This is a genomic window from Pedobacter sp. AC190, from assembly GCF_979258025.1.
The window spans coordinates 798,787-823,541 of sequence record NZ_OZ409824.1 but is presented as its reverse complement, the minus strand read 5'-3'; the positions used below and the strand labels follow the sequence as shown (position 1 = coordinate 823,541).

The following is a 24,755-nucleotide window of genomic DNA, read 5'->3' as shown; positions in this document are numbered from 1 at the left end:
TTTTGTTAATTAATGTAATGTTTTAATAAATTAAGTATAGGTTCTTTAGTTATGCTTTTTATAGTTAAATCGTATTTTTCTGCCGTATGTCTAAGCCTGTCTTCAAATTCTGCCGCTATAGTACCTACAAAATGTAAGTCCTCGTTGGGATATTTTTCTACCATTGGTAAAATATATGTTTGAAAATGTTTTTCAAACCCTTCATCTACCATCCTAATAATATGGCCATGTTTTTTATTCTGAATAAAAAAATCAAAAAACGAACTTAAAAAAATATTCGCCTGGGGCTTGTTATAAATTCTTTCAAATATTTGAGAACGCTCCAAAACATAAGTTCTGCTAAATTTAGTTTCAAGTTCTTTTGGTAATTTCTTATTTAAAAAACTTTTTAAAAGCATTTTGCCAAGATAGTTTGCCGAGCCCTCATCCCCTAAAATATAGCCCATGCCAAAATTATTATCCAAAGGCTTTTTGCCATCAAAGTAAGCACAGTTTGCACCGCTTCCTAACATAGCCACAATACCCGACTGATCAAAACACGCTGCCTTAGCGGCGCCAAATAAGTCATTTTCTACAACAACTTTGCTATATCTAAAAAAAGATGACAAAGTTTTTGCAAGTTCCTCTTTTCTATCTGGTGATGATGCTCCAGCGGCAAAGAAATAAATTTTCTTTATACTTTCTGCATTATTTACTAAAACTACCTTCTTGTTTAAAATTTGAAGAATTGTTTTAGGATCAACAAAGCAAGGATTGATACCAGTGGTGTTACAATGCGCTACAACCACTCCATTTTGGGTAAGTTTCCAAAAAGCTGTTCTCGAACCGCTATAAACAACTGCTATCATATTTTATATGGATAAAACCTCCGTCATCTCCATTAAATCGTTCTCTAATTTAAAAGTATGGCTACTTAATGCATCTGTAATACTGGTTAATTTAATCTCGTTACCGCGTAAACCAACCATTTGAGCACTTTCTCCAGCTATTAGTGCGTTTACAGCCGCAAAGCCTAATCTGCTTCCTAAAATTCTGTCAAAACTGCTTGGGCTACCTCCGCGTTGTAAATGACCTAAAATTGTAACTTTTGTATCGTAATGATCGAAAGTTTCTTTAACCTTTTTGGCAATTTCGTAAGCGCCACCTTGTTTATGCCCTTCGGCTACAATAACAATGCTTGATGATTTTTTAGTCGCTGCACCTAAAGTCAGTTTTTGAATTAACTCATCAACACTGGTTTCAAATTCTGGTAATAAAACAGCTTCAGCACCACTCGCTATAGAGCTTCTTAGGGCAATACAGCCAGAATCCCGACCCATTACTTCGATAAAAAATAATCTATCGTGTGCATCAGCCGTATCTCTGATTTTATCTACTGCTTCTATTACTGTATTTATTGCGGTATCATATCCTAAAGTAAAATCAGATCCGCTTAAATCATTATCTATAGTACCAGGTATGCCGATAACTTTTACGCCATATCTTTCGCCAAAAAGTTTAGCACCTGTAAAAGTACCATCTCCACCAATCACAACTAAAGCGTCGATATCGTTTGCTTTTAAATTATTATAAGCAATTTCTTGGCCCTCAATTGTTTTAAATTCTAAGCAACGTGCTGTTTTTAATATCGTTCCGCCCAAATGTAAAATGTTGCTTACAGAACGGGCGTCCATTGGTTTTATGTTGTTTGTAATAAGACCCTGGTAGCCTTGCATAACACCAAACATACTGATGCCATGGTAAATTCCTGTACGTACAACGGCTCTAATCGCAGCATTCATGCCTGGCGCATCGCCTCCTGAAGTAAGTACAGCTATATTTTTAATATTTGGTTTCATCTTCGTACTACGAATATAGTGTGTATTTTCTACACTAAGTAATTTATTTTATTTTTTTTACTTAATATTGAAAGTCATACCTTTAACGCTTAAATTAACTAAATTTTACATTGGAACAAATTTTACCTCATTTAGATTCCGTTTTCTCGATTGACTGTGTGCTGTTTGGATTCGACGGTAAGGAATTAAAAATCTTGCTCATCGAAAGGAATGAAGAACCTTTTAAAGATTGGTGGGCTTTACCTGGAAATATAGTTGGTGCTGACGAAAGTTTAGACCAATCTGCTGCCCGTATTTTATATGAACTAACTGGTTTACGAGGGATTTATATGGAGCAATATTATGCTTTCGGAGATCCAGGAAGGCACCCGCAGGGGCGTGTGATTACTTTGGCTTATTACGCTTTAATTCGCTTAGGCGGAGATAAAGATCTTCGTCCGATAAGTAATTATGCAAAGCAGGCAAACTGGCTGCCAATTACCGATTTGCCAAAACTTGCTTTCGACCATCAAAAGATTTATGATAAAGGACTTGAAAAAATCAAGCGTAGAATTAAGCATCAACCGATTGCTTTTGAATTGCTGCCTGAGAAATTTACATTAACGCAATTGCAGCATGTTTACGAATTGGTTTTAGGTAAAAAACTCGATAAAAGAAATTTTAGAAAGAAAATTGTAAGCTTTGGTGTTTTGAAAGAGCTTGATGAAAAACAAAAAGGTGTTTCTTACAGAGCTGCTACTTTATACAGGTTTGATAAACGCAAATATGCCAAGCTTTTTGGTAAAGAGATATCTTTTTAAGCTGATAGCTAAAGTAAAAAGTAAAAAGTAAAAAGTTGAAAGGCGTTAAGCCGATAGGCTATCAATAAAAAAGGTTCAGTTTGAAATTTCAAACTGAACCTTTTTTATTGATAGAACTTAAACTTTGTACTCTAAACCTTAAACTCTAAACTTTATACTTTTCACTCTAAACTATCCCTTTGGAGCTAACTCTAAATGGTAATGTACCAAATCATCTATTGGCGAACGGATAATTTTACCTACACCCATTTCGTAACGATCGGCAACAATACTTAAAATATCGCGGAAACTATAACCTACAGAACCTACACAATTTAATTTATGGTCTTTGTAGTTAGGGTAGTGTACAACCAAAGCTTCGAAAAATGCAGTGAAAGCATAATCGATCGTTTTGTATGTGTAATCTTCGTAAGTATCTTTAAAATCGTATAAAAATTTACTAAAACTTGCGCAGAAACGGTTTGGCAGTGGTTTATTGTAAATATTGTCGAAGATATCTTCGTTAGTTAAAGCATAATTATCATAAAAAGCCTCTCTTAAACCTTTAGGCATGTAACCTTTCATGTAATCACTTAATATGCGTTTACCGATGTAAGAGCCACTACCTTCATCGCCTAAGAAATAACCTAATGAATCGATATTTAAAGTGATGTCATTTCCGTCATACAAACATGAATTTGTACCAGTTCCTAAAATAGCAGCAAATCCAGGCTCGTTTCCTAAAAGTGCTCTGCAAGAAGCAAGTAAATCATGACCAACGAAAATTTCTGCATTTAAAAAAATCTGTTTCATGGCATCAGCAACAATTTTCTTGTTACCAGGTGTAGAACAACCCGCACCGTAGTAATAAACCGCTGTTAATTTTTCTCTTTCTAAGTGGTCCGGAAGAGTTTCATTTAAAGATTGTACAATGTATTCCTCTTTTGAGAAATAAGGATTGTAGCCTTCGGTATTAAAGTAAATTTTTCTGCCGGCCTCGTTAATCAAACACCAATTTGTTTTGGTAGATCCACCGTCTGCAATTACTATCATTTTATTTATTTTTGGTTTTAGCACGATAAAAGTATAAAAACTCTTATATTTTGTATCTTTTTTTTTAATAATTTTTTAACAATTTGTTGTTGTTGAAATTTAAGTGTGTAAAAAATACACTATATAAGCTGTTTAATCAGCTTAAAACCTTAAAATTATACCAAATAAGGCATTGGTATTATTTTTTATACGTCAACAATATTTTACAATTTTTATCGATATGATTAATAAAATTTTGGATTTCAGGAGCGATACGGTAACCAAACCGACAGCGGGTATGCTCGATGCTATGATGAGCGCTAAAGTTGGCGATGACGTTTTCGGAGAAGATGAAACTGTTCATACTTTGGAAACAAAACTTGCAAATATTTTTAATTTGGAGGCAGGTTTATTTTGCCCCTCGGGTACCATGACTAATCAAATCGGTATAAAGTGTTTTACCCAACCTATGGACGAGGTAATTTGCGATCAGACAGCGCACGTTTACCGTTACGAAATTGGTGGTATTGCCTTTCATTCTGCCGCTTCGGTTAGATTGCTTTATGGCGAACGTGGCATTTTAACGCCCGAACTTATAGAGCCAGAAATTAATGAGGATAACATTCATTATCCTAATTCGAGCTTGGTGGTATTAGAAAATACAGTAAATAAGGGCGGTGGAAGTTGTTATACTTTATCGCAAATTGCACCGATTCATCATCTTTGCAATATTAAAGGGTTAAAATTACACTTGGATGGAGCCAGAATTTTTAATGCGTTGGTGGCTACTGGTGATAAAGCACATGATTATGGTCAATATTTCGACGGCATTTCAGTATGTTTATCTAAAGGGCTTGGGGCGCCTGTTGGTTCTGTGTTATTAGGCGATCGAGCCACCATTCACAAGGCAAGGAAAATAAGAAAAGCTTTTGGTGGCGGAATGAGACAAGCTGGTTTTCTTGCTGCTGCTGGTATTTATGCGCTAGATAATCATGTAGAACGATTAAAAGAGGATCATGACCATGCTAAAACTTTAGCCGCAACTTTAAGTGCGGTAAGTTATGTAAAATCGGTAATGCCAGTAGAAACCAATATTGTAATTTTTGAAGTTGAAAAAGGATCTGCAGATAAAATTGTTAACCAGTTTAAAGAAAAAGGCTTGCTCTGCAACACAACAAGCTCAAGTACGGTACGCTTGGTAACCCACCTGGATCTTAGTGCAGAGATGATTGAGCGTGCGATAGAAATAATATTACATTTGTAATTCAGTATTTAACCAAATGTCTAAAATCTCAAAAATTCTTATTGCCAATCGTGGAGAAATTGCATTGCGTATTATGCGTTCTGCAAAAGAAATGGGTATAAAAACGGTTGCTGTTTTTTCAGAAGCCGATCGTAATGCCTTACATGTCCGTTACGCCGATGAAGCAGTTTGTATTGGTCCTCCACCGTCTAATCAAAGTTATCTTTTAGGAGAAAAAATTATTGATGCAGCAAAAAAAACAGGCGCTGAAGCGATACATCCAGGATATGGATTTTTATCAGAGAATGCTGGTTTTGCAAAATTGGTTGCCGATTCGGGTTTAATTTTAATCGGTCCCTCGCCACAGGCAATGGAGATTATGGGTAATAAATTGTCGGCAAAAGCTGCGGCTTTAAAATATAATATCCCCATGGTTCCTGGAACCGAAGAAGCAATTCAGGATGTTAATGAAGCAAAACAGAGGGCCATTGAGGTTGGTTTTCCAATTTTGATAAAAGCTGCAGCAGGTGGTGGTGGCAAAGGAATGCGGATTGTAGAAAAGGCTGATGATTTTGAAGAGCAAATGCAATTGGCTGTTAGCGAAGCAACGTCTGCTTTTGGAGATGGTGCTGTTTTTATCGAGCGGTATGTTACCTCACCAAGGCACATTGAAATACAGGTTTTAGGCGATAATCATGGCAATATTGTTCATTTATTCGAACGCGAATGCTCTGTTCAAAGGCGACACCAAAAAGTGATTGAAGAAGCACCTTCATCGGTACTAACCGAAGAAATAAGGGCGAAAATGGGGGCGTGTGCTGTAGATGTTGCCCGATCAGTTAATTATTCCGGTGCAGGAACGGTTGAATTTATTCTGGATGAAAATCTCGACTTTTTCTTCCTTGAAATGAATACGAGGTTACAGGTAGAGCACCCAGTAACTGAACTGATTACAGGGATAGATTTAGTTAAAGAGCAAATAAAAGTCGCCGCTGGCGAAAAGTTGAGCTTTACGCAAGAAGATTTGAAAATAAGCGGTCATGCAATTGAACTTAGGGTTTATGCAGAAGACCCGAATAATAATTTCTTGCCAGATATTGGTACTTTACATACCTACAAAACTCCAAAAGGGAACGGCGTTCGGGTTGATGATGGTTTTGAGCAAGGGATGGAAATACCCATTTATTACGACCCAATGATTGCCAAACTGATCACCTTTGGGAAAGATCGGGAAGAAGCCATCGAACGAATGGTTAGGGCAATTGAAGAATATGAGATTACAGGGATAGAAACTACTTTAGGTTTTGGTAAATTTGTAATGCAGCACGAAGCTTTTAAAACAGGACGGTTTGATACTCATTTTGTAGGCAAATATTTTAATAGCGAAAGTTTAAAAAATGAGGATGAAACTGAAGCGTTAATCGCTGCAATTATTGCTGCAAAATTATTTCAAAAGGGTGGGAGCACTGACATTGTAAAACAGGTTACAGAAACTTCATCCGATTGGAGAAAAAACAGATTGAAATTTTAATCATAAATAATGTTTACTGGAATTATAGAAACGCTTGGCGAAGTAACGGCCATTAAAACAGAGCATACAAACATTCACTTTACTATTGCCTCAGCAATTAGCCACGAGTTAAAAATCGATCAAAGTGTGGCGCACAATGGCGTTTGCTTAACCGTTGTGGCTTTAAATGATGGAAACCATACCGTTACCGCAATTGATGAAACGTTGAGTAAAACCAGTTTAGGGCAACTAAAAGTTGGGAGTAAGATAAATCTAGAGCGTTGTATGCAAATGAACGCCCGCCTGGATGGGCACATCGTTCAGGGCCATGTAGATCAAACCGCAATATGTATTAAGCGTGAAGAATTAGATGGTAGCTGGGAATATCGATTTAAGTATGATGCTTCATCTGGTAACGTTATGGTAGAGAAAGGCTCAGCCTGTGTTAATGGCATCAGTTTAACAGTGGTAAATTCACAAAGTGATGAATTTTCTGTCTTTATAATTCCTTACACATTTGAGCATACTAATTTACAGGAAGTTCAGGTCGGTGATACAGTTAACTTAGAATTTGATATTATTGGTAAATATGTTGCTCGCCTGATGGGCAATAAATAAAACAAAATTTATCTTGATCGTTATAAATCAGACGCTAAAAAATCGAAATCAGTAAATTAATTTAATGTATAGTAAAGAAGAAGCCACACGCTTGCGCCAGCAATTTTGGATAAGTTTTGGGCAATACATGAAACCTGTTCCATCAGCAAGTGGCTCAACCGTACACTGGATAAATTATAAAACTGGTGTAAAGCAGATTTTCTTCAAAATGGATGTCGATAATAAAAAAGCAGTTATATCCATTCAACTCACCCATCCTGATCCTGGAGTAAGGCATTTAATTTTCAATCAGTTCGAAGAATTTAAATCGATGCTAAGCGCTACATTAAACGAAGACTGGGATTGGATACAAGATGCAACCGACGAATTTGGAAAAACCGTGAGCTTGATTACAACTGAATTAATCAATGTTAATATTTACAGTCAAAAGCATTGGCCAGAATTAATCTCCTTCTTCAAACCCCGAATTATTGCGCTTGATGAATTTTGGGATAATGTTAAACCAGTGTTCGAAGATTTAAGTTAATCTGCTGATTTAATTTGTTCAATACGCGATTTTACGAAGGCAATTTCCTCCTTGTTATCTTTTGCGTTAGGCTTGCTTTTTAGGTATAAGTTATAATACTTCTGGGCGTTCTTCATTTGCTTTAGCTTAGTATCGTATAGAACTGCGAGGTGGTAGTAAATATTTGGAGTTGCCTTATATTCCAACCCCTTTTTATAAGCCGCATTAGCCTGACTTACTTTATCGCTCTCCGAATAAACTAATCCAAGTAAAGCATAATATTCGGCTGTATTAGTCGATATACCTTCATCAATTGTTCTTTTGGTATATGTTGTTGCCAAAGGGTAGTTTTTAATGCCTCTGTAACATAAAGCCGTTAAGTACAAGGTTGTTTCATTTTGCATGTTCGCCAGTTCTAAAAGCTTAAATAAATTGATCGCTTTCTGGTAATTTTTAAGATAATAATAAGCTTTGGCCACATCCTTTATCACATTCGGATCGGCATCTGCTAGTAAAATTTTCTCTCCTGATATAATAACTTCGTTGTACTTTTTTAGAAAATTAGCAACAGGAAGTATTGCTTTTTGTAAAACGATATTTCCAGTATCAGCAGCAATTGCAACATTCAAAACTTGATATGCTTTTTCTCGATCTTGAAATTTCATGTAAACATCCGCTAAGTCGTATGCCACATCGCCTTCCTGTGGATTAATTTTACTGGCCTTTAAAAGGTAAATTAGTTTAGTAGAATCTTTATTTGAATTATATAAACCTGCCAAAAGCTTATAAACACTAAAATTATTACTATCAATTTTTACTATTTCGCCGTAATAGAATTTTGCTTTTTCAACATTTCCTCTTTTTGAATTTAACCTCGCAATACTAAAAAGTACTGGAAGATTTTGCGGTTGTTGCTGGTAAGCCCTAATGTAAAACTTTTCTGCTTCTGCATTGTCGCCATTCATTAAATAGCAGTAACCGATTTGAGTAATGATTTTAAAATCATTTACATCATCGCCATATACACTTTTTAGATAAACCGCAGCTTCGCCATATTTTTGAGATTGATATAAGTCGAAAAGTTTTTCTTTATCAAGTGCAGGCTCACTTTGAGCGAAGAGTGCTAAACTCAATAACATCGAAAATAAAACTGAAAATAACTTTTTCATCGTTTTTTAATTTAAAACTAATTTATTAGTTGTTTTCGTTAATTCCAATTTTTAGTTTAAAATTTATCGAAAAAAAACAAAATTGGACTATAAGGGTTTATTATTTGAACATTTAAAAATTAAAATAAGAACCTATGAATACTTTAAAGAAGTTTGAATTAATGGAAAAGATTGTGCGTGAGTTAGAAGATTTACAAAATTCTCAACAGGCACTTATTCAAAAAATTGGTAAAATCGAAGTCGACAATATAGAGTTGGGCGAAAAACGCCTGGAAAAAGATTTACCAGATATTCATCAAAATCTTGCTGATAATTTGGATACTATATCAGGTATTTTAGATTACTTTGCAGATAAGACTCAAAACTTTGGCGATAAAAACAATGTTGATGCGCTTAAAGAGCAAGAGGCTATTAATAATGCAACAAGTTAAAAACTATTAATCATCCCTAATTTTATGAAATCAATTTATCTTACCTTAACCTGTTTGTTTATTGGCTTTTGTGCCAGTGCACAGGTTCTGCCTACTTTCCAGCTCGGAATAAAGGCTGGTGCAAATTTTTCGAAATTTGATACCGAAAATACTTTTAGCAGTGATAACCGAACAGGGTTTTACGGTGGATTGTGGGCAAGGGTAGGTGCTGCTGGTATTTATTTTCAACCTGAATTATATGTTTCAGGCAAGAAAACCAATTTAATTAGCGATGCAACTGGTGCCGTAAATCAGGTTCGCTTTACCAGTTTAGATGTACCATTACTAGTCGGTACTAAATTCGGTGCTGCAGGTGTTGGTTTGAGAATAAATACTGGTCCAATGTTTTCTTTAATTTTAGATGAAAACCAAAGTTTAGGACAGGCAACTGGAAATGTTTTTCAGGGTAATTTTAAAGATCAGGCATTTGCCTGGCAATTTGGTGCAGGTTTAGACATCAAAAAGCTTAGTATCGATGCCCGTTACGAACTGGGTCTATCTAAGCTTAACAAAGACGGTTACCCACCAACAAAGTTAAATTTATTTACAATTGGCCTGGGCTATCGTATTTTGTAAATATTATATGAAGCTGTAAAAAACTCGGCTAAGTATAAAAAAAGGAGAAGCTATTATTTAGCTTCTCCTTTTTTATTTGCAATAATTTCTTCAATCTCATTTTCAACCTCCGTAAGTTCATAAGCAAATGCACCATTTTTAGGTACGATAGGTGTTTCTCTGCCCACGCTTAAGGCTTTGATAAACGATGCTCCAAAATAAAATATAAGTGAAGAATAAAATACGAAGAGCATAATTACAATTATGGAACCAGCCGAGCCATAAATGTTACTGATATTACTCAATGGCAATAAAATTCTTAAAATATATTTCCCTGCGGTAAAAAGACAGCCAGTTAATAAACCACCAGATATTGCTGCCCTCCAGGTTGGTCTTCCGTTAGTTAAAAACCTAAAAAGTATGCTAAACCAGGCAGTTACAATGATTACAAAAATGATCTGATTAATAATAGAGGTGATAACCAATTCGAAGGATGGCGAATTCGTTTTAAGATACGAACCAATAATTGCCTGAACACTATCAGCAAGTAAGCCAAATAAAAATAAAATACCTGCCAGCAAAATTATAGTTACAGAAATGGCTCTTGATTTTAAGGTATTTACAATTCCTTTTTTATCTTTCATAGCAATGTTCCAAATCTGTTCTAACGAATTTTTAATTACATTAAACAGTGTTGTAGCTACAAATAGAAAGAAAATAAAACTAAAAAGGGTGATGTACCAGGCTTGATCAATACCTCTGATGTTGCGCAACGTTAATCTGATTTGAGCAATGCTCTCATCATCAAGTATATTATTTAATCTTTCAAAAAGATGAGTAACCAGTAAACGCCTGTCGGTGAACATTCCAAAGAGCCTGATTAAAATGATCAGGATCGGAGGCAATGCGAAGTTGGTAAAAAATGCGGTTGCTCCTGCAAGTCTTAAAGGATCGTTTTTTTGAAATATATTAAACGCTTTCCTCAAGGTTGAGAAAAAAAACTTTAAGTCTTCTTTTAAAAGTAGGGGCATTCGGTGGGTTTAAAAACTGAAAAGTCCGAAAATACTAAAAATAGTTTATTCGGACTGATCAGTAAATGTTAATTTATATTAATTTACTTTCGTGAAAATTAGAATTGTTTCTTCGCCTTTTAACAAATGCAATTTACCATCCACCATTTTAGCCGAACTGGTTTCATTTAAAGCACTTAAAAAAGCATTTTCTTCTGATGCTGTTTCCTGACAAAACATTTTTGTTCCAAAAACATTCTTAAGGCTAACTTTATTATTTTCAATTACAGCCTGACCACCATAGTTATTACAGAAAGATTTGCCGCTGAATTTTAAGTCCTCAGCAAAATTAAGGGTTGCTACCGAATTAGCTGGCAAAGTTTTACCTGTTAATTCTGTTAATTGCCAATTTGTATTGGTTAATGATTTTGGGTCGATTTTTTCTAAACAAGAACTGAAAAGGCAGATAATGATGCCTAGGATGATTATATGTCTCATAATATTTGTTTTTCTTTTAAACGCAAAAATTAAACCAAATGCTACAGTTAATGCTAAGTATTGTTTTCTGCCTTATTTAGGCGGCTGTAGTAGTTCTCACAAGTTATTAAGAAATTCGATTGTTTACTTTTTGATACTTAATTTAAGTGAATAATGTTTTTGCTTTTTTTAGAATTTATATGCTAATTAAAATATCGAAAACAATAAAATAATCAATGAATCCATAAAGGATTGAATTTCTATTTTTGCTTGCTAAATTTGATTTTAAAATAATCTGTTTCTAACTAACCAAAAACTACAATCTTTATTTTTAACGTATTTCAATTTTTTAGAAACAAAAAAGGTAATAAATTAGCCAAAAAAACAACTTGCATTTTATGAAAACGACACTACTAACTTTATTTTTATCCCTAACACTTTTGGCCTGCAAGGAACAAAAAAATGAAAAAGTAATTCATCCCAGAGATTTAAAATTAGGTGAAAGTTTTAACGAATTTCCAAAGGTAAAAGGAGAGGGGTTAGCTTTTGTTAAAATAGATTCAGGTAGAAAATTGGGCGATACATATGCGATTAAGTTTAAGGATACTTTAATCGCTGTTCAGGATGATCCGAAACCCTTAGCAGATAAGTTTTTCCTGATGAGGTTTTTAAATACACAGAAAACTGCAGTTTTGGCTCAGGTAGCAGATAGTTCAAATTTAGTTTCTCCATTTTATATTATTTCTTTAAAAGATGGCGAAACCGATGCAATAAAACTGGAGCGCGCTTCTAACGGAAGGGATGATAAAAAGGTAACTATAGGCTTACAGGAAATTAGTTTGAGCACAGTTTTAGTAAATAATGATTTTGTGGTAACGCTGATTAACGGAATGGTTTATCCGCTTAAAAGACAAAATGATGCGGAACGTATTCAAGGTCGTTTTCTATTAAATTCTGGCGATCGGACTACATTGGTATTCGCAACATCGAACTCTTTATATCAGGTAAATTATAAAACAGGTGAAACCTTTGATTTGCCCGTAACACAAGGGAAATTAAATGCAGCTACCTTTACCAAAGATATTATGCAGAATTACAGCTGGGAAAAAAGTGCTAAGGGATCGATGTTTTTAAAAGAATACGACAGTAATAAAATTGTTGATTTAAGCGATTTCAAATAAGCAGGTTATACAACCATCGTTCTAAAAGTAAGATTTACCCTTGGCGTGTTTACTTTTTTAGTTGGCGGTAATCGATGAAGCCAATTGGTTTGGGTTGCACCTTTCATAATTAGTAAGCTTCCATGCTCTAAAAAGGTGGTTATGGTTTCTTTAGTTTGCTTATGCTTAAGCAGGAATCTTCTTTCGGCACCAAAACTTATCGAAGCAATTGCCGAATCTTTGGCTAAAGCTTTTTCATCGTCGCTATGGTAGGCCATGCCCTCATCACCATTATGATATAAATTTAACAGACACGAATTAAAATTTGTGCCTGTTTTTTCTTCTGCTATTTTTTTTAATTCTAAGAGTTCTTTTGTCCATGGTAGAGCAAATTTTGATGCATTTGAATAAGTATAAGCGTAAGACTCATCTCCATACCAGGCAACTTTTCTTTTGGTAATGATGTGTTTACCCATAATAAAAGCCTCATCGTTTTTCCATTCAATTGTATCCATTAATAGCTGGTAATACAGATTAGCTTCTGTATGGCTAAATAATTTGCCATAATAATTTACGGTTCCTCCGTATGGCAAAAGATTTTTATTGATGTCTATTTCCTGGTTAAATAAATCCATTCTTTATATTTCATTTTAAGGCAATGGCCGCATGGCCGATAACCGTTTTCCAAAGCTTCTTTTTCTGTTTTAAAAAATACCCTGTTTTCAGGTTTCATACGCTTACCCGATTTGCAGCTTAGTTTGCCGTAAATTTTTAAACGAAGGTTCCCACCAAAACAAATCTCTTGATTTCTTATTTTACTTTTTAATATTGATTGCGTTAGCTCACTATGTTTTAACACATTAAACATGCTAAAAATCAGTTTCTGTTTTCGCGGCTTCCCAACCAATAATCGCACTTTTTCTATCCATTCCCCAATGATAGCCTCCTAACGCACCACTCGATTGAATTACCCTATGACAAGGAATTAAAAATGCGACTGGATTATCGCCTATGGCCGTTCCAACTGCTCTCGAAGCTTTGGGATTTTGCAATTTATCGGCAATTGCTCCATAAGTAGATAATTTTCCCATTGGGATTTTAAGTAATGTTTCCCAAACCTTTAATTGAAAATCAGTGCCCTTAAGATGTAATTTAATTTGATTTAACTTTTTCCAATCGTGATTGAAAATAAAAAGTGCATTTTGCTGGTCTAAATCCATCATTTGCTTATAACTGGCTAAAGGGAAAAGTTTTTTCAGATTACTTAGAGCCGAGAGTTCCTCATTGTAAAATGCGATATGGCAAATCCCTTTTTGTGTAGAAGCAACGATTAAATTGCCAAAGGGACTTTCGGCGAAGCTGTAATTGATATTTAAATTTTCACCGCCATTCTTATATTCTCCAGGCGTCATGCCTTCGATATTTATAAATAAATCGTGTAATCTGCCTGTGCCCGAAAGTCCAGTTTCCAAAGCCGTATTAAATAAGGTTTCGTTCTCCTTAAGCAGCTTTTTCGCATGAGTTATACTTATATACTGTAAAAACCGCTTCGGACTTGTACCAGCCCATTCGCTAAATAGTTTTTGAAAATGGAAAGGACTTAAATTTACCTTTTCAGCAATTTCTTCTAAGCTAGGTTGGCTTTTAAAATTAGCCTGAATATAGTTAATGGCAGCTGTAATCCGATTAAAGTTTATCTCGTCTTGAACTTTCATATGATCATTATTTATATACAAAAGTAGTGCTGATAAAAATTTTAAGCTACCCGATACTTGCGATATTTAAAAGAAATATTATTTCTCGATTAATTTTAGCCATTCTTTAATAATGGTTTGAAGCTTACCCGCTTTTGATTCTACATCTTCCAAATTCTTGAAGTTTATTAAACGCCTGCCGTCCGTGTATTTTCCTTCCAGCAAATTCGTAGTGTCACTTATTTTGGCACCAGTTGGTAAAACCAGCATAATTCTTCCTTTATGAAGATTTAGTACAATTAAATCCCTTTTATATTCTTTTGGATCGAAGGCTTTCATTGTTCCAGAATAGTAAAAACTCGGACTATTCCATTTTATATGCTCGGCTATTTCTTTATCGGTTTTTAAAATGATTTCCCTGATGCGCTGTACAATTTCAGCCTGTTCTTTTTCGAGGTTTTGAATGAAAAGATTAACCTGTTCCTTATCGCTTAATTGTACTGTATTTTTCATGAGTTCTTTTTGCCTTTAGTTGTCGGTTTCTGCTCATTTTGGACAACTCTGAATTTTGTAATTTCACTTACAAGTTTTAAAGGAAGCGGTTGATCTAAAGGGAATTGAACTGAGCCTTTCGCACCTTTGTAAACAGATAATTCTTCTTGGAATTTTTCTATTCCAGCTGCTCCAGGATAAAATCCAATATGATTTTTATAACCCGCATAATGAACCAAATTGCCATTTAATACAAATGTTGGAATCCCATAACCAATTTTTTCAGTGGCTGTGGGCGCAACTGACCTAATGGTTTGCCTTATTTGCTCAAGCAGTTTCTGTGTTTCTTTTGGGAAAGTTGCAATATAGCTTTCTACGTTTTCAATGCTCGTATCCATCTCTGTAATTTGATTAAAACAATTTAAAACTTAATTCATCTTAATCAAAATTAATACGGAATGTAGTTTGAGAAAAGGGTTGTTTAGGTCATATTGCAACACTATTCAAGACAGCTATAATTATGCTATTCTAAAGGATTTTAAAGACATTCCATAAGCACACTTTCTCCAACAAGTGCTGTATAGCCTGTTTAGTCACCTTAATTTAATCATAAATAATTAGCTCTTTTTAAAATAAAACCAGCAGCTTATATACTAAATAATCAATTTCAATCTCCTAATAGCACATCTAAATTCCATAACCAAATAGCATCTTAAGGTCGTAATAAATCTTCTGTCTTTGTTAAAAATTTTTCAATCGCATCGTTAATATCTAAATCCATTCGATTTGCCAATATAGTTAACCACCATACACACTCGCCGAGTTTATGCTCCAGTTCTTCTTTGGTATCTGCTTTTGGCCAGCGCCCTTGTTGCGACATGGTATGCCTTCCAACCAAACCTGCGTCTGTTAAGAACGCAAGTGCATCTTCTTCAACAGACCATTCACTGCCATGATGCGTTCGCTCCAGTTCATGATACGATTTTCTTATTTCTAAAGAACGATCAATTACTTCTTTTAAATCCAAATGCTCCATAATAATTACTTTTTAACTAACCACATCGGTTTTTGTTTCAGAATCTCTTTGTTAACCGGGCAGTTACTATCATGGCAACCAGGTAAATAACCAATACTCATTAAGAACTCGTTAACAATTTCTCCTCCAGTAAATTTGAAAGTCTTTTTGAAAATCTTAATCCATTCTTCTTTTGTTTTTGGGTGGTGGTAGGTTAACCAATTCTCAAATGAACCAAAGTCTTTCTGTAGCGCAAGTATCGTTTTTGCATTTTCAATGGCTGCATTAATTTTCAAACGATTTCTGATAATTCCTGCATCGCTCAATAATCTTTCCCAATCCGCTTCCGTGTAAGCTGCAATTTTTTCAATATTGAAATCGTTATACGCTTTTCTAAAGGATTCTTCCTTTTTTAAGATAGTTTCCCAGCTCAAACCCGCCTGGTTAATCTCCATAATTAACCTGCCAAAAAGTTCATTGTCATCATGAATAGGGAAACCATAATAATTATCATGGTAATTCTTATGCAAATCCTTTCTTTCTTTGGGCTCCATGTATTCGATGGCACTGCAATACGACATATTTAATTTTTATAAAATGATTGTTTGAATTGGATTGGGGTAAGGTTTGTTTTCTTTTTGAAAACTTTGTTAAACGATTGAGGGTGTTCGAAGCCCAATTGATAAGCAATTTCAGCTACGGATAAATGATCGGAAGTTAAATAATCCTTTGCTTTTTCAATTAACTTTTCGTGGATATATTGTTGCGTATTCTGACCTATTAATGAGCGAAGCATGTCACTTAAATATCTGGGCGAAAGGTTTAGTTTTTCCGCCAGGTATTCAACTGTTGGCAAACCAATTGTTAAGGGTTTTTCATCGATGAAATAATTATTCATTATGCTTTCTAAATGCGTTAATAAATCGTGATTAACTGCTTTCCTGGTAATAAACTGTCGTTTGTAAAAACGGTTACTGTAATTTAAAATCAATTCTATCTGCGAAATAATTACATCCTGACTAAAATCATCAATGTTAGATTTTAACTCTTCTTCAATATTTTTGAAAATTGAAATAATAGTATTTTTTTCTTTATCTGATAAATGCAATGCTTCATTAGCCGCATAAGAGAAGAAACCATAGTTTTTAATATTTCGCCCTAAAACATGATTTCTAATAAAATCAGGGTGAATCAGTAATGTATAACCCAAATATTCAGTATCATCAGTAGTTGCCAGTATCTGATTCGGAGCTGTGAAAACAAGGCCACCCTCGTCAAAGTCGTAGTATCCCTGCCCATATCTTATTTTTCCCTTAAGTGTTTTTTTATACGATATTTTGTAAAAATTAAATAGAAAAGCAGCGGGCAAAGCTTCTTTATCGACCGAAATATGTGTGTTATCAACCAAAGTTACCAAAGGATGCAAAGGCTTTGGTAAGCCAAGCATCCTATGCAAATCGGATATGGAATCAAACTGGTGAGGGGTAAAATCTTCTTTTTTCACTTTATAAATATAAAGATTTAGTTTTCTGAAATCATTTCAGCCATTTGTTTTCTAAACACTTCATCGCCGAATTGCAAACGCTGAGCATAAAGTGCTTTTGCATCTTCACCTGCAACATACCTCAATTGCTCCTTCTCATCGGTTGCGGCTTCATAAACTACTTTTGCAATATCCTCGGCTTCTGTAAAATGATCTTCGTTTAAGCCTTTAAACATTTTATCAACCCATTTTTGATAGGCAGGATGCGCAGACATATCAGCAGATCGGTTTAGAAAATCGGTTTTTATGCCACCTGGTGAAACTGTTTTAATTCCCACACCAATTTTTTTTAATTCAAAAGCCATGCTCTCACTCCATCCTTCTAACGCCCATTTTGTTGCGTGATAAACTGAACTGAAAGGGAAAGTGATTAAGCCTCCAATAGACGTTGTGGATATAAACAAACCAGAACCTTTTTCTCGAAAGTACGGGATGAAAGCTTGAGTTACTCTGATAACACCTAAAATATTGGTATTTAGCTGGCGGGTTAATTGATTATCGGATGTAGATTCTAAAGGTCCCATTAAACCATATCCTGCATTATTGAAAACAACATCGATATTACCCGTAGCAATTGCAAGCTTTGTAGTTTCTGCAATCTGATCAATATTGGTTACATCCAGTGGTAACAAAGTTATGTTTTCGATTAAATTTAGCTCTGTTTCTTTTTCTGGGTTGCGCATAGTTGCGATAACATGCCAGCCTTTCGATTGAAATAACTTAGCTACGGCCTTACCTAAACCAGTAGAGGCGCCTGTGATAAAAATAGTTTTCATTGCTTTTTCTTTTTGTACAACAAAGGTGCACGGTAGAAGAAATTCCAATGTATCTAAATTGAGTAAGCTTGTAGCCAAAATGACGGAAGCAAAAATAACTTATTTATAGAAAATTTAAGTTTTAATAACTGGATAAACGCTGCGTTTTTAAATAACTTTTTATCTAAACTGCTTAGGCTTTAAACCTTGCGCTGCGAGTTCGGCAATTTCATTAATTCTTTTTTCTCTTGTTTCAACACGTTTGGCAAACATAAGCCATTGTAATATCGCTTTTTTAACAGATTTGCTCAACAATGCAAAATAATCTGCCGAACCCGCTTTCGTTTTAAATGCTAGTTCTAAATCTAAAGGTATTTTCAACTCCTCAACTTCATCTAAAATTGTCCAGGAACCATTTTGTTTCGCAATTTCAATACTTTTATAGCCTGCCTCCGCCATCAGCTTTTGAGCTATTAATACTTTAATTTTTTCTTTATTGATTTTAGACCAGGTACTTTTTGCTTTTCGTTTGCAGAAAAACTGCATAAACTTTTCATCGTCTATACTTTTTCTGATGCTATCGACCCAACCAAAACACAAAGCCTCATCAACAGATTCGCTCCATGAAATTGTTGGAATATTTGCCTTCTTTTTATACTGAATAACCCAAACTGACTGTTTAGACTCGTGGTTTTTTTTAAGCCACTTTCTCCAATCGGCCGAACTCACTGGGTAGAAAGTTTCTACATCTTGTTGTGACATAACTTTTTTTTATTTAGAGAACAATAAAGTAAGTTTCTTTAATATTATTTCGATCAACAGCAGCTTAAAAGCTATCCCTTCCTTATCTGTCTCTACTTTTATTGATCCTTGCTAAGGAAAAATTGTCTCTATTTTTTGAGTCTTATCTGGTAAAACTAACCAGGTAAGGCTTTATAACTTTGCAGCTAAACCTGCGTAGAAATTTCGTGTTGCTGCGGCATTAAAATAACGATTGTTAGCTGCGTTTAAATCGTTGCCTAAACTGTACTTTTCATTCAGCAAATTATTCGCGCCAGCAAAAACTTCAAATCTGGTTTTTCCAACTTTTAAATTTCTAATTCCAGCTTTAGCTTCAACTAAGTTGTACTTTTTCGCAAATACGGTATTCGCGTCGTTAAGCGGAATGGATGATGTATAACTATGTTGGCCAAAAAGATAAAAGCCTTTTTGAAAATTAAATTCCAAACTACTAGCTATAACATTTCCAGGAACGCCAGTTAATTTATTGCCTGAAAAGCTAGTATTGCCATTTATAAAATTTTCAAAACGATAGTGGCTTAACGTGTAACTGTTTTTCAATTGCAAGTCTTTTAAAAAACCTTCATTGTTTTGAAGAATTAAAATAGAAGTTTCCAGCTCGATACCTTTTTGATTGGTACCGCCAGCATTTACAAAATATTCGGTATCGTTCGCATTAAGCCTTCTTACAATTGCATCTTCTAGCTGATAATTAAATAAATTTGCGCTGGCATAAAATCGGTTGTTTTTTGTTTTATAGCGTAAACCCAATTCGTAATTCCAGCCTTTTTCGGCTTGTAAATTATTGTTTATATTATTATCAGATGAGCGAACTTCTGCTAGTGTAGGAGGGGAGTACCCTTTACTGATTGAACCCCGTACTGAAAATTCAGGACTTAATAAATAGGACATGGCCAGTTTAGGCATAAACGCTGCGGTGAATTTTCTTTTCTGTTCTGCAACTGTTAGCGGAAAAAAGCTTTCATATTTATAATGGAAAAAGTTTAAGCTCGAGGAGAGTTCAATGAGTATTTTGCTATTGATATCGAAGTTAAATCTCAGGAATGCAAAATTTTGATTAGCCTTTAAGTCATCATAAGCTTGCATAGCAGCTGGAGAGCCTGCATTATTATTGAAGTTTTTAACCTGTGTTCTCGTTCCCGAACTTTCCACGCCACCCTGAGCATTCCATTTAAAATGCTCGTTAACTTCCGCGAATTCTAAAAATGTTCTTAAACCTAAAGTACTTTCGTAACGCTGCTCATAATTGGTAATAAATGGATTTTTGAAATCGGTGTAAGAGGTAAATAATGCCACTACATGCCTAAAATTTTTATCGATTTGATATGTGTTGGATAGTCCTGCAAATATCGTTTTATTATAAATAGCTGCTTGCTGTGTTACGGCACCAGGAATGGTTGGTGTAGCGGGTCTGGCTTGTTTTGGGTTTTGCTCTAACTGTACGGCGGTTAAACCACCAGGAGTTTGGTAGGATAAATCACTATAAAAAATAAAAGCTTTTAAAAAGCCTGAGCCACTATAATTCCATTGTTGTGTAGTTTGGAAATATTTTCGGTTCATAGCGCTGTTTTCTCGATAGCCATCGCTTCGCTGATAACCCTGATTAAAGCTAAAACTGTAATTTTTAAATTGCTGCTGAATACCAGCCGTTTGGTGCAACAATCCGAAGGAACCACCAGTTATGCTTGCTTCGATCTTATTATGAATTTCTGCTGAATTTATAAGGATTGCTCCACCCGTATTTGCGCCGAAAATACTGGCTTCAGGGCCTTTGTAAACTTCTATAGAACCTATAGCAGCTGCATCCAAAAGATTTAGATAGGTATTTCCACCAGCATCTGTTAGCGGAAAATCATCCACATATATTTTAATATTTCTAATCCCGAATGGAGATCGAAGTAAACTACCCCTTAATGATAAACGATAGCTTCCTGGAGAACGTTCTTCCATTCTTACTCCTGCAACTGTATTGAATGTGCTTACCAAGGAGCTATTTTGCTGGTTTCTAATCAAATTACTATCAACCAAACTAACGGCTGAAACGGAACGTAAAATAGGTTGACGATTGTAATAGCCATTAACAACTACCTCATTTAATTTCTTTACGCTATCGGTTTTAGAGATTTGTGCAGATACAGAAACATATAGTACGAAAAGGACGGAAGTAAAAAGTAATTTCAAGAGGATGGTTTTAAGGGTTTCTGTAAAAACAAAAGGCCGAATAAAATTACAATTTTATTCGGCCTTTTGAGTATTTTGATTTATTTAGCGACTACACGCCAAACAATGCCACTTACATCATCCGCAACTAATAATGCGCCATCTGGTGTTAGCGTTACCCCAACAGGTCGGCCGTAAACTTCACCTTTTTCTGCATTTGCGATAAAGCCTGTTAAAAAATCTTCAGGTTTACCAGTTGGTTTGCCATTTTTAAATGGAACAAATGCAACCTTGTAACCAGTTAATGCAGAGCGGTTCCATGAACCATGCTGACCAATAAACGCACCACCCTGATATTTAGCAGGGAATTTCGTGGCTTTATAAAAAGCTAAACCTAAAGATGCGGTATGTGAACCAACTGGAACATCAGGCGCAATTGCTTTTTTAACTAATTCTGGATTTTTACCTTTCATTCTTGGATCTTCATTTTGTCCGTAATAAGAAAACGGCCAGCCATAAAATGCGCCTTGCTTAACACTGGTAATGTAATCAGGTACAAGCTCATCGCCTAAACCATCCCGCTCATTAACGGCTGTCCAAAGCATATTCGTGCCAGGAGCCCAATCTACGCCTACAGGATTACGTAATCCGCTCGCGTAAATTTTTTCTCCAGTTCCATCAGGATTAATTTCTAAAATATTCGCACGTCTAATTTCATTTTCCATGCCGTTTTCGCCAACATTACTGCCAGAACCAACGGTTACATAAATCTTACTTTTATCTGCATTGGTAATTAAATTTCTGGTCCAATGGTTATTATAACCGCCTGCGGGCAGACTCAAAATCTTTTTCCCATTGGCAGTAATTTTTGTATCGCCAGGCTTATAAGGGTATTGTAAAATGCCATCTGTATTGGCTACATAAAAATTATTTCCAATTATGGTCATGCCATAAGGCTGATTTAGTCCGCTCAGGAAAGTTGTAATCGTTTCAGCCTTACCATCTTTATCGGCATCACGGTAAAGCAGAATTGAATTGGCACTTTTACCTGGAACTTCCGATTTTGCTTTGCCAGTTACGGTATTGGCAACTGCTTCTACGGCACTTCGTTCAGAGTTTGTTAATACAATTAAAACATCGCCGTTTGGCGTAATGATCATATTTCGGGGGCTTTTTATCCCAGTTGCAAATCTGCTCACGACAAAACCTTCTGGCGCAATTGGTGTTTTGCCAGCGGGCCAGTCGATTACTTTGCTGAATTTATTTTTTGATGCTGCGGTATCTGGCGCTGGAAGATTCAATTCCTGAACAGATGTGGCTACGGTTGTATCGTTTTCGAGACTATCACTTCCTTTATCGGAATTTGAATTAGACTGGCAACTCACTAGCACAGCTGATGATAATAGGGCTGAGTATAAAATTTGTTTTTTCATCGAGTTTACTTAGGTGTTTATCGTACTGATTTATGCAAATGATAACACCAAAAACCAAAGCTATGTTTGTAACAATTAGAAAATACGGCGTTTTGTTTATCAAATGCACCTTATAAATAACATTACGATGTTCCTAAATTCAATCGATTATTTTATCTTTAGGCGATTTTAAAAAAGACGGGTTTTAAACAAAAATCCAATTGTTTCATTAAATAAGTAGTAAAAAATCAAATATAATATGTCAAATACATCAAAAATAATCTACACCAAAACCGATGAAGCGCCAATGTTGGCTACTTATTCATTGTTACCTATTGTGCAAGCTTTTACTGCATCAGCAGGTATTGATGTAGAAACCAGAGATATTTCTTTAGCGGGAAGAATTTTGGCAAACTTTCCAGAATATTTAAAAGACGACCAAAAGATTGGTGATGCTTTAGCTGAACTTGGTGGTTTAGCCACTACTCCCGAAGCAAACATCATTAAATTACCAAATATTTCAGCTTCTATTCCTCAATTGGTTGGCGCAATTACGGAGTTGCAAGCGCAAGGTTTTGCATTGCCAAACTATCCAGATAATGCACAAACAGAAGAAGAAAAAGCAATCAAAGCTAAATATGCCAAAGTTTTAGGTTCAGCTGTAAATCCAGTTTTACGCGAAGGTAACTCCGATAGAAGAGCACCTAAGGCGGTTAAAAATTATGCTAAACAAAACCCGCACTCAATGGGTAAATGGTCTGCAGATTCGAAAACTAAGGTGGCAAGCATGAGCGAAGGTGATTTTTATGGTTCAGAGAAATCGACAACCGTTGCAGATGCCAGTCAGTTTAAAATTGAATTTGTTGCAGCAGATGGAACCGTAAATGAATTAAAAGGTTTAGCTCCGTTAAAAGCAGGCGAAGTAATAGATAGCTCTGCACTAAGTTTATCCGCTTTAAAAAGCTTTGTTGCTAAAGAAATTGAAGAAGCAAAAGCAGCTGGTGTTTTATTATCAGCCCATTTAAAAGCAACGATGATGAAGGTTTCTGACCCAATTATCTTTGGTGCAATAGTAGAAGTTTATTTTGCTGATGTTTTTGCTAAATATGCAGACCTTTTTAAATCATTAAATGTTGATACCCGTAATGGTTTAGGTGATGTTTATGCAAAAATTGCAGGCAACGCCAAACAGGCAGAAGTAGAATCAGCTTTAGCTTCGGCAATAGAAAACGGACCAGCTTTAGCAATGGTAAATTCTGATAAAGGAATTACGAACTTACATGTTCCAAGTGATGTAATAGTTGATGCTTCGATGCCTGCAATGATTCGTACTTCGGGCCAAATGTGGAACAAAGAAGGAAAAGCTCAGGATACTTTAGCATTGATACCTGACCGTTGTTATGCTGGGGTTTATACTGCAACCATCGAAGATTGTAAAGCGCATGGTGCTTTCGATGTAACGACAATGGGTTCGGTACCTAATGTTGGATTAATGGCACAAAAAGCTGAAGAATATGGATCTCATGATAAAACTTTTCAGGCTACTGCAACTGGCGTAATTCGCGTTACTGATGCTGATGGTAAAGTATTTTTCGATCAGAAGGTAGAGCAAGGCGATATTTTCCGCATGTGCCAAACTAAAGATGCTCCAATTCAGGATTGGGTTAAACTTGCTGTAAACAGAGCACGTTTATCTGAAACACCTGCTGTTTTCTGGTTAGATGAAAACAGAGCACACGATAGAGAAATCATCGCTAAGGTTAACAAATACTTAAAAGATTTTGATACAACAGGTTTAGATATTCGTATTCTTGCCCCGGTTGAAGCAACTAAATTTACTTTAGAGCGTATCAGAAAAGGTGAAGATACTATCTCGGTAACTGGTAACGTATTACGTGATTATTTAACAGATTTATTCCCGATTTTAGAATTAGGTACTTCTGCTAAAATGCTTTCTATTGTTCCTTTAATGAATGGTGGTGGTTTGTTCGAAACTGGTGCTGGTGGTTCTGCACCTAAACACATCGAACAATTTATAGAAGAAGGTTATTTGCGTTGGGATTCATTAGGTGAGTTCTTAGCGCTTCAAGCTTCTTTAGAACATTTATCGCAAACGCAAAACAATACAAAAGCACAGATTTTGGCCGATGCTTTAGATGAGGCAAATGCTAAGTTCCTGGCTACTGATAAATCTCCAGGCCGTAAGTTAGGTACAATTGATAACCGTGGTTCTCATTTCTATTTAGCTTTATATTGGGCTGAAGCTTTAGCTGCTCAATCTAAAGATGCCGATTTGAAAGCAAGATTTGCACCATTAGCAAAAGCTTTAACTGAAAATGAAGCTAAAATCAATGAAGAATTAATTGGTGCTCAAGGTAAGCCACAAAATATTGGTGGTTATTACAATCCTAATGATGATTTAGCTGGTAAAGCCATGCGTCCAAGCGCAACTTTAAACAATGCTTTAGCAAGTTTATAAGTAAGCTTTAGGTATAAGAAAAGCGCTGGTAAAATTAT

The 24,755-nt window shown here is 35.3% G+C and carries 27 protein-coding genes; 9 read left to right on the top strand and 18 right to left on the bottom strand.

What is annotated here, in order from left to right:
* Nucleotides 1–5: 5 nt before the first annotated feature.
* On the bottom strand, nucleotides 6–848 hold the full coding sequence (locus ACZZZI_RS03720; protein ID WP_316759608.1) for a hypothetical protein: 843 nt from the start codon (nucleotides 846–848) through the stop codon (nucleotides 6–8).
* A 3-nt stretch (nucleotides 849–851) separates the two neighbouring features.
* A complete protein-coding gene (pfkA, locus tag ACZZZI_RS03715; protein WP_316759603.1) occupies nucleotides 852–1,838 on the bottom strand; it encodes a 6-phosphofructokinase in 987 nt (328 codons plus the stop codon).
* A 110-nt stretch (nucleotides 1,839–1,948) separates the two neighbouring features.
* On the opposite strand from pfkA, the gene ACZZZI_RS03710 reads away from it, so the two are divergent.
* Nucleotides 1,949–2,638 (top strand): NUDIX hydrolase, encoded by a 690-nt coding sequence (locus ACZZZI_RS03710; RefSeq protein ID WP_316759601.1) that lies wholly within the window; start codon nucleotides 1,949–1,951, stop codon nucleotides 2,636–2,638.
* Nucleotides 2,639–2,809: 171 nt separating this feature from the next.
* Here ACZZZI_RS03710 and ACZZZI_RS03705 read toward each other — a convergent pair whose 3' ends face one another.
* Nucleotides 2,810–3,670: a BadF/BadG/BcrA/BcrD ATPase family protein gene (locus ACZZZI_RS03705; protein WP_316759598.1), complete on the bottom strand. Its 861-nt coding sequence runs from the start codon at nucleotides 3,668–3,670 to the stop codon at nucleotides 2,810–2,812.
* A 220-nt stretch (nucleotides 3,671–3,890) separates the two neighbouring features.
* Between ACZZZI_RS03705 and ACZZZI_RS03700 the strand changes: the two genes are divergently transcribed.
* The 4 genes from ACZZZI_RS03700 to ACZZZI_RS03685 all read left to right on the top strand — a co-directional run bounded on the left by ACZZZI_RS03700 (nucleotide 3,891) and on the right by ACZZZI_RS03685 (nucleotide 7,546).
* A complete protein-coding gene (locus tag ACZZZI_RS03700; RefSeq protein WP_463488591.1) occupies nucleotides 3,891–4,913 on the top strand; it encodes a threonine aldolase family protein in 1,023 nt (340 codons plus the stop codon).
* A gap of 16 nt (nucleotides 4,914–4,929) precedes the next feature.
* On the top strand, nucleotides 4,930–6,423 hold the full coding sequence (gene accC / locus ACZZZI_RS03695; protein WP_463488590.1) for an acetyl-CoA carboxylase biotin carboxylase subunit: 1,494 nt from the start codon (nucleotides 4,930–4,932) through the stop codon (nucleotides 6,421–6,423).
* A gap of 9 nt (nucleotides 6,424–6,432) precedes the next feature.
* Complete coding sequence (locus ACZZZI_RS03690; RefSeq protein WP_463488589.1) at nucleotides 6,433–7,020, top strand: riboflavin synthase; 588 nt, start codon at nucleotides 6,433–6,435, stop codon at nucleotides 7,018–7,020.
* Nucleotides 7,021–7,084: 64 nt separating this feature from the next.
* On the top strand, nucleotides 7,085–7,546 hold the full coding sequence (locus ACZZZI_RS03685; RefSeq protein ID WP_463488588.1) for a DUF4268 domain-containing protein: 462 nt from the start codon (nucleotides 7,085–7,087) through the stop codon (nucleotides 7,544–7,546).
* Here the strand turns inward: ACZZZI_RS03685 and ACZZZI_RS03680 are convergent.
* Nucleotides 7,543–8,694 (bottom strand): tetratricopeptide repeat protein, encoded by a 1,152-nt coding sequence (locus ACZZZI_RS03680; RefSeq protein WP_463488587.1) that lies wholly within the window; start codon nucleotides 8,692–8,694, stop codon nucleotides 7,543–7,545. The genes ACZZZI_RS03685 and ACZZZI_RS03680 overlap by 4 nt on opposite strands.
* A 134-nt stretch (nucleotides 8,695–8,828) precedes the next feature.
* Here ACZZZI_RS03680 and ACZZZI_RS03675 point away from each other — a divergent pair, with 134 nt between their 5' ends.
* The gene (locus tag ACZZZI_RS03675) at nucleotides 8,829–9,125 is read left to right on the top strand and encodes a hypothetical protein (RefSeq protein ID WP_316759585.1); all 297 of its coding nucleotides are present in this window, start codon (nucleotides 8,829–8,831) and stop codon (nucleotides 9,123–9,125) included.
* A 24-nt stretch (nucleotides 9,126–9,149) separates the two neighbouring features.
* On the top strand, nucleotides 9,150–9,740 hold the full coding sequence (locus ACZZZI_RS03670; RefSeq protein WP_463488586.1) for a porin family protein: 591 nt from the start codon (nucleotides 9,150–9,152) through the stop codon (nucleotides 9,738–9,740).
* A 53-nt stretch (nucleotides 9,741–9,793) separates the two neighbouring features.
* Here ACZZZI_RS03670 and ACZZZI_RS03665 read toward each other — a convergent pair whose 3' ends face one another.
* Nucleotides 9,794–10,750, bottom strand: a complete 957-nt coding sequence (locus ACZZZI_RS03665; protein WP_316759580.1) for a YihY/virulence factor BrkB family protein — start codon at nucleotides 10,748–10,750, stop codon at nucleotides 9,794–9,796.
* 78 nt (nucleotides 10,751–10,828) lie between these two features.
* Nucleotides 10,829–11,227 (bottom strand): META domain-containing protein, encoded by a 399-nt coding sequence (locus ACZZZI_RS03660; RefSeq protein ID WP_463488585.1) that lies wholly within the window; start codon nucleotides 11,225–11,227, stop codon nucleotides 10,829–10,831.
* A 377-nt stretch (nucleotides 11,228–11,604) separates the two neighbouring features.
* Here ACZZZI_RS03660 and ACZZZI_RS03655 point away from each other — a divergent pair, with 377 nt between their 5' ends.
* Complete coding sequence (locus tag ACZZZI_RS03655; RefSeq protein WP_463488584.1) at nucleotides 11,605–12,387, top strand: hypothetical protein; 783 nt, start codon at nucleotides 11,605–11,607, stop codon at nucleotides 12,385–12,387.
* Between the two features lie 5 nt (nucleotides 12,388–12,392).
* Here ACZZZI_RS03655 and ACZZZI_RS03650 read toward each other — a convergent pair whose 3' ends face one another.
* The 12 genes from ACZZZI_RS03650 to ACZZZI_RS03595 form a co-directional block, all read right to left on the bottom strand.
* The gene (locus ACZZZI_RS03650) at nucleotides 12,393–13,001 is read right to left on the bottom strand and encodes an alpha-ketoglutarate-dependent dioxygenase AlkB family protein (RefSeq protein WP_463488583.1); all 609 of its coding nucleotides are present in this window, start codon (nucleotides 12,999–13,001) and stop codon (nucleotides 12,393–12,395) included.
* The gene (locus ACZZZI_RS03645; RefSeq protein ID WP_463488582.1) at nucleotides 12,977–13,234 is read right to left on the bottom strand and encodes an Ada metal-binding domain-containing protein; all 258 of its coding nucleotides are present in this window, start codon (nucleotides 13,232–13,234) and stop codon (nucleotides 12,977–12,979) included. Before ACZZZI_RS03645 ends, ACZZZI_RS03650 begins: the two co-directional genes overlap by 25 nt.
* 1 nt (nucleotide 13,235) lies before the next feature.
* Nucleotides 13,236–14,081 carry a methylated-DNA--[protein]-cysteine S-methyltransferase gene (locus ACZZZI_RS03640; RefSeq protein ID WP_463488581.1) on the bottom strand — a complete coding sequence of 282 codons (846 nt, stop codon included), beginning with the start codon at nucleotides 14,079–14,081 and terminating at the stop codon, nucleotides 13,236–13,238.
* A gap of 78 nt (nucleotides 14,082–14,159) precedes the next feature.
* Nucleotides 14,160–14,573: a DUF1801 domain-containing protein gene (locus ACZZZI_RS03635; RefSeq protein ID WP_463488580.1), complete on the bottom strand. Its 414-nt coding sequence runs from the start codon at nucleotides 14,571–14,573 to the stop codon at nucleotides 14,160–14,162.
* Nucleotides 14,570–14,950 carry an iron chaperone gene (locus ACZZZI_RS03630; protein ID WP_316759561.1) on the bottom strand — a complete coding sequence of 127 codons (381 nt, stop codon included), beginning with the start codon at nucleotides 14,948–14,950 and terminating at the stop codon, nucleotides 14,570–14,572. The genes ACZZZI_RS03635 and ACZZZI_RS03630 overlap by 4 nt, the downstream gene beginning before the upstream one ends.
* A gap of 314 nt (nucleotides 14,951–15,264) precedes the next feature.
* Complete coding sequence (locus ACZZZI_RS03625) at nucleotides 15,265–15,588, bottom strand: MazG-like protein (RefSeq protein WP_463488579.1); 324 nt, start codon at nucleotides 15,586–15,588, stop codon at nucleotides 15,265–15,267.
* Nucleotides 15,589–15,593: 5 nt separating this feature from the next.
* Complete coding sequence (locus ACZZZI_RS03620; protein WP_316759556.1) at nucleotides 15,594–16,148, bottom strand: DNA-3-methyladenine glycosylase I; 555 nt, start codon at nucleotides 16,146–16,148, stop codon at nucleotides 15,594–15,596.
* 2 nt (nucleotides 16,149–16,150) lie between these two features.
* Nucleotides 16,151–17,071: a helix-turn-helix domain-containing protein gene (locus ACZZZI_RS03615; RefSeq protein WP_316759554.1), complete on the bottom strand. Its 921-nt coding sequence runs from the start codon at nucleotides 17,069–17,071 to the stop codon at nucleotides 16,151–16,153.
* Between the two features lie 17 nt (nucleotides 17,072–17,088).
* Nucleotides 17,089–17,886 (bottom strand): SDR family oxidoreductase, encoded by a 798-nt coding sequence (locus tag ACZZZI_RS03610; protein WP_463488578.1) that lies wholly within the window; start codon nucleotides 17,884–17,886, stop codon nucleotides 17,089–17,091.
* Between the two features lie 159 nt (nucleotides 17,887–18,045).
* Nucleotides 18,046–18,627 (bottom strand): YdeI/OmpD-associated family protein, encoded by a 582-nt coding sequence (locus tag ACZZZI_RS03605; RefSeq protein ID WP_316759546.1) that lies wholly within the window; start codon nucleotides 18,625–18,627, stop codon nucleotides 18,046–18,048.
* A gap of 171 nt (nucleotides 18,628–18,798) precedes the next feature.
* Complete coding sequence (locus ACZZZI_RS03600) at nucleotides 18,799–20,847, bottom strand: TonB-dependent receptor (protein WP_463488577.1); 2,049 nt, start codon at nucleotides 20,845–20,847, stop codon at nucleotides 18,799–18,801.
* 80 nt (nucleotides 20,848–20,927) lie between these two features.
* The gene (locus ACZZZI_RS03595) at nucleotides 20,928–22,259 is read right to left on the bottom strand and encodes a PQQ-dependent sugar dehydrogenase (RefSeq protein WP_463488576.1); all 1,332 of its coding nucleotides are present in this window, start codon (nucleotides 22,257–22,259) and stop codon (nucleotides 20,928–20,930) included.
* Between the two features lie 238 nt (nucleotides 22,260–22,497).
* On the opposite strand from ACZZZI_RS03595, the gene ACZZZI_RS03590 reads away from it, so the two are divergent.
* Nucleotides 22,498–24,717, top strand: a complete 2,220-nt coding sequence (locus tag ACZZZI_RS03590) for an NADP-dependent isocitrate dehydrogenase (protein ID WP_316759536.1) — start codon at nucleotides 22,498–22,500, stop codon at nucleotides 24,715–24,717.
* Nucleotides 24,718–24,755: the final 38 nt, after the last annotated feature.

Excerpts from the sequence above, each read along its gene's own strand:
- ACZZZI_RS03720 (WP_316759608.1), bottom strand. The coding sequence starts at position 848 with ATGATAGCAGTTGTTTATAGCGGTTCGAGAACAGCTTTTTGGAAACTT.
- pfkA (WP_316759603.1), bottom strand. The coding sequence starts at position 1,838 with ATGAAACCAAATATTAAAAATATAGCTGTACTTACTTCAGGAGGCGAT.
- ACZZZI_RS03705 (WP_316759598.1), bottom strand. The coding sequence starts at position 3,670 with ATGATAGTAATTGCAGACGGTGGATCTACCAAAACAAATTGGTGTTTG.
- ACZZZI_RS03700 (WP_463488591.1), top strand. The coding sequence starts at position 3,891 with ATGATTAATAAAATTTTGGATTTCAGGAGCGATACGGTAACCAAACCG.
- accC (WP_463488590.1), top strand. The coding sequence starts at position 4,930 with ATGTCTAAAATCTCAAAAATTCTTATTGCCAATCGTGGAGAAATTGCA.
- ACZZZI_RS03690 (WP_463488589.1), top strand. The coding sequence starts at position 6,433 with ATGTTTACTGGAATTATAGAAACGCTTGGCGAAGTAACGGCCATTAAA.
- ACZZZI_RS03685 (WP_463488588.1), top strand. The coding sequence starts at position 7,085 with ATGTATAGTAAAGAAGAAGCCACACGCTTGCGCCAGCAATTTTGGATA.
- ACZZZI_RS03680 (WP_463488587.1), bottom strand. The coding sequence starts at position 8,694 with ATGAAAAAGTTATTTTCAGTTTTATTTTCGATGTTATTGAGTTTAGCA.
- ACZZZI_RS03675 (WP_316759585.1), top strand. The coding sequence starts at position 8,829 with ATGAATACTTTAAAGAAGTTTGAATTAATGGAAAAGATTGTGCGTGAG.
- ACZZZI_RS03670 (WP_463488586.1), top strand. The coding sequence starts at position 9,150 with ATGAAATCAATTTATCTTACCTTAACCTGTTTGTTTATTGGCTTTTGT.
- ACZZZI_RS03665 (WP_316759580.1), bottom strand. The coding sequence starts at position 10,750 with ATGCCCCTACTTTTAAAAGAAGACTTAAAGTTTTTTTTCTCAACCTTG.
- ACZZZI_RS03660 (WP_463488585.1), bottom strand. The coding sequence starts at position 11,227 with ATGAGACATATAATCATCCTAGGCATCATTATCTGCCTTTTCAGTTCT.
- ACZZZI_RS03655 (WP_463488584.1), top strand. The coding sequence starts at position 11,605 with ATGAAAACGACACTACTAACTTTATTTTTATCCCTAACACTTTTGGCC.
- ACZZZI_RS03650 (WP_463488583.1), bottom strand. The coding sequence starts at position 13,001 with ATGGATTTATTTAACCAGGAAATAGACATCAATAAAAATCTTTTGCCA.
- ACZZZI_RS03645 (WP_463488582.1), bottom strand. The coding sequence starts at position 13,234 with ATGTTTAATGTGTTAAAACATAGTGAGCTAACGCAATCAATATTAAAA.
- ACZZZI_RS03640 (WP_463488581.1), bottom strand. The coding sequence starts at position 14,081 with ATGAAAGTTCAAGACGAGATAAACTTTAATCGGATTACAGCTGCCATT.
- ACZZZI_RS03635 (WP_463488580.1), bottom strand. The coding sequence starts at position 14,573 with ATGAAAAATACAGTACAATTAAGCGATAAGGAACAGGTTAATCTTTTC.
- ACZZZI_RS03630 (WP_316759561.1), bottom strand. The coding sequence starts at position 14,950 with ATGGATACGAGCATTGAAAACGTAGAAAGCTATATTGCAACTTTCCCA.
- ACZZZI_RS03625 (WP_463488579.1), bottom strand. The coding sequence starts at position 15,588 with ATGGAGCATTTGGATTTAAAAGAAGTAATTGATCGTTCTTTAGAAATA.
- ACZZZI_RS03620 (WP_316759556.1), bottom strand. The coding sequence starts at position 16,148 with ATGTCGTATTGCAGTGCCATCGAATACATGGAGCCCAAAGAAAGAAAG.
- ACZZZI_RS03610 (WP_463488578.1), bottom strand. The coding sequence starts at position 17,886 with ATGAAAACTATTTTTATCACAGGCGCCTCTACTGGTTTAGGTAAGGCC.
- ACZZZI_RS03605 (WP_316759546.1), bottom strand. The coding sequence starts at position 18,627 with ATGTCACAACAAGATGTAGAAACTTTCTACCCAGTGAGTTCGGCCGAT.
- ACZZZI_RS03595 (WP_463488576.1), bottom strand. The coding sequence starts at position 22,259 with ATGAAAAAACAAATTTTATACTCAGCCCTATTATCATCAGCTGTGCTA.
- ACZZZI_RS03590 (WP_316759536.1), top strand. The coding sequence starts at position 22,498 with ATGTCAAATACATCAAAAATAATCTACACCAAAACCGATGAAGCGCCA.